The following is a 2,502-nucleotide window of genomic DNA, read 5'->3' as shown; positions in this document are numbered from 1 at the left end:
CCCGGGCTCACAATTCTGCTCGCAACCTACCTTCGGAGCGGAGCTTGCAGATTGCGCTCGAAGGCGCGCTCCATCGCTTCGATAAGCGGCAGGCGCTTGCCTGCAAGGAAGCGCACCATCGCGCCGCCACCTGTGCAGACATAGCCATATTTTGAAAGGTCGGTAAAGCGCGTTGCCGCGGTGATGGTGTCGCCGCCGCCGATTACGGTATAGCCAGGCGCGTCCGCGATGGCTTGCCAGATTTCGCGTGTGCCATCCGACCAGGGCTCGTGTTCGTACATGCCTGCCGGGCCGTTCACAAAGATCGAGCCGGCCTTGCCAATGTATTCTTTGAAAAGCTCGATGGTCTGGCGGCCCACATCGGGCAGAAGCCGGTCTTTGGGGAGCGAGCCGACGGGCGCCTCGGCACGGACTGGCTTGGAATTGTGCGACGTGCTCTGGCCGGGCTTTGTGCCTGCTTGTGCCGAAGACGGCGCGCCCTGCCCCACATTCGCGTCATAGGCAAAGTCGACCGGCAGCACATAGTGGCTGCTAAACTCCTTAAGCAGCGATTTTGCTTCGGGTATAAAGGTGTCGAGGGCGCGGTCGGCTAGAAATTTCGTGATTGTTGGGCCAAAATCCACGCCGCGCGCAATGTGCATCACGATACCGGTGACGCCCGCGGTGAGGATATAGTCAGCGCTCCCGTCGGTCAGCACCTTGCGCATCATGTCAAACGCATCGGAAATCTTGGCTCCACCCAGCACATACACGCAGGGCCGCCGCGGGTTCTCCATAACTGACTTGAGCGCGGTATATTCCTCCATGAGCTGGATCCCGCCGGCGGTGGGCAGTATTTCCTGGAATGCGACCATCGAGGGTGCGTTTCGGTGCGCGGCAGCGAAGGCGTCGTTCACGTAGTAGTCGGCAAGCGGAGCGAGGCTTCGGACAAGCCAGGTCTGGGTCATCTCCTCCGCGGTGAGCTTGACCACGGTTTCGAAGGTGCTGATCTCTTCGGCGAGGTAGCGCAAATTGCCGAGAATGACAGCTTCTCCCGGAGACAGCGCTTTGACTGCGGCTTGCGCCGCTGGCCCGCAGACATCATCGATGTAGGACACGCGATGTCCCGACAGGCGCGAGAGAATCTCCGCGTGCTCCGCGAGCGGGATGAGGTTCTGGTAATCCAGGGTATCGCCCTGATGTGCGATGAGCGCGACTTTTGCGCCGCGTTCGAGCATGAGGTTGAGGGTCGGCACGGTCTTTTCGATCCGGTTCGTGTTGACAATGCGCTTGGTTGTGGGGTCGATAGGGGAATTGATGTCGGGCCTGAAGATGACGGTTTTGCCGTGCAGCTCAAGCTCGGTGACGGGGCGGATTTTCAGGCGTGGGCCTTGCATGGGACACCTCCATTGAAAAAAAGTAGACTGGGTGAGGCGCCGCACACAGAGATATTTGCAGATATGAGGCGCCCACCACGACGGCGCTCAGCCTGGATTGCGCCACTTGCCGATACCCAGATACCGGTTCGTCGTATCCGTCGCCTCAATGCGGTCGAGCTGCATGCGCATGCAGGCACGGACTGCGTCCATGTTTTCGGGGATAACCACCGCTTCCTGGGGCACATTGATCGCGAACATCACATCCTTACCGCTCATGACGACTGTATCTTCCCAGGCTGCGATTTCGTACATGTCGCCGCGGGGGTTGCCGAGGTCGCGCGCATACCGGAAGAGGCTCGCGTTGCCCAAGAATCCTTCGGCAATGGAAACAACACGGATACGCGGATGCTCGCGGAAGAATTCGATGACATTTTCCGGGGTCACCGATTTTTTGGGCGTTGCAACGACGGTGATGATGTGGCCGTGGGTCACGGGGGTGTGCACAAGGATGCCGGTGGCATCGACATGGGGCATGATGGTCATGAGGTCGAGCGCCTGGTGGCTCGGAGCCTTGTCAATCTGGAGGGCATTCGTGAGCCCGCGATGGTAGTCGCCGGGGTCCGCCACGCGGCGGATAATGGTAATGGCTACTTTCTCCACGCCTACCTTGCGATCGATGCAGTCCACCGCGCGGATGAGGCCCGTCGTGTTGCAGCTGGTCAGCTTGAGGAACTGTGCGCCGATGCCTTTTTCGTAGTTCGCGTAACCATGGAAAAACACATCCGCAACCGAGTTCTTCTCGCCGCCCTGGAAAATCGCTTTCTTGCCGTATTTCTCATAGAGCAGCCGGTTTTTGGCGCCCACTCCGGCGCTCGTGGCATCGAGCATGACATCGACTTGCTGCACAAGGTCTTCGAGCGTGCCGGAAACCGGGATGCCTGCTTTGTCGAATTCTTCGCGCTTCTCGGGTGCGGCAAGAAAGAACTTGTAGGGCATGCCCTTCTCGCGCAGTGCGCGCACCGAAAGCGTCACCGCGACATCCGCGACGCCGACAAGCTCCATGTCGCCCTGCAACGCCACACCATCTGCCAATCGCTGACCAATGACGCCATATCCTGCTACGCCAACTTTCACTTTTGCCATA

At 59.6% G+C, this 2,502-nt stretch carries 2 protein-coding genes; both read right to left on the bottom strand.

Annotation, left to right across the window (positions count from 1 at the left end; translation table 11 throughout):
• Window positions 1–26 precede the first annotated feature (26 nt).
• Window positions 27–1,376 (bottom strand): phosphoglycerate kinase, encoded by a 1,350-nt coding sequence (locus GAP13_RS12930; protein ID WP_158908703.1) that lies wholly within the window; start codon window positions 1,374–1,376, stop codon window positions 27–29.
• Window positions 1,377–1,463: 87 nt separating this feature from the next.
• Window positions 1,464–2,501 (bottom strand): type II glyceraldehyde-3-phosphate dehydrogenase, encoded by a 1,038-nt coding sequence (locus GAP13_RS12925; RefSeq protein WP_158908702.1) that lies wholly within the window; start codon window positions 2,499–2,501, stop codon window positions 1,464–1,466.
• Window position 2,502 lies beyond the last annotated feature (1 nt).

This window comes from Rectinema subterraneum (assembly GCA_009768935.1).
GTDB classification, from domain to species: domain Bacteria; phylum Spirochaetota; class Spirochaetia; order Treponematales; family Rectinemataceae; genus Rectinema; species Rectinema subterraneum.
Note: the sequence above shows the minus strand (reverse complement) of the source record. Positions and strands in the feature narration are given on the sequence as shown.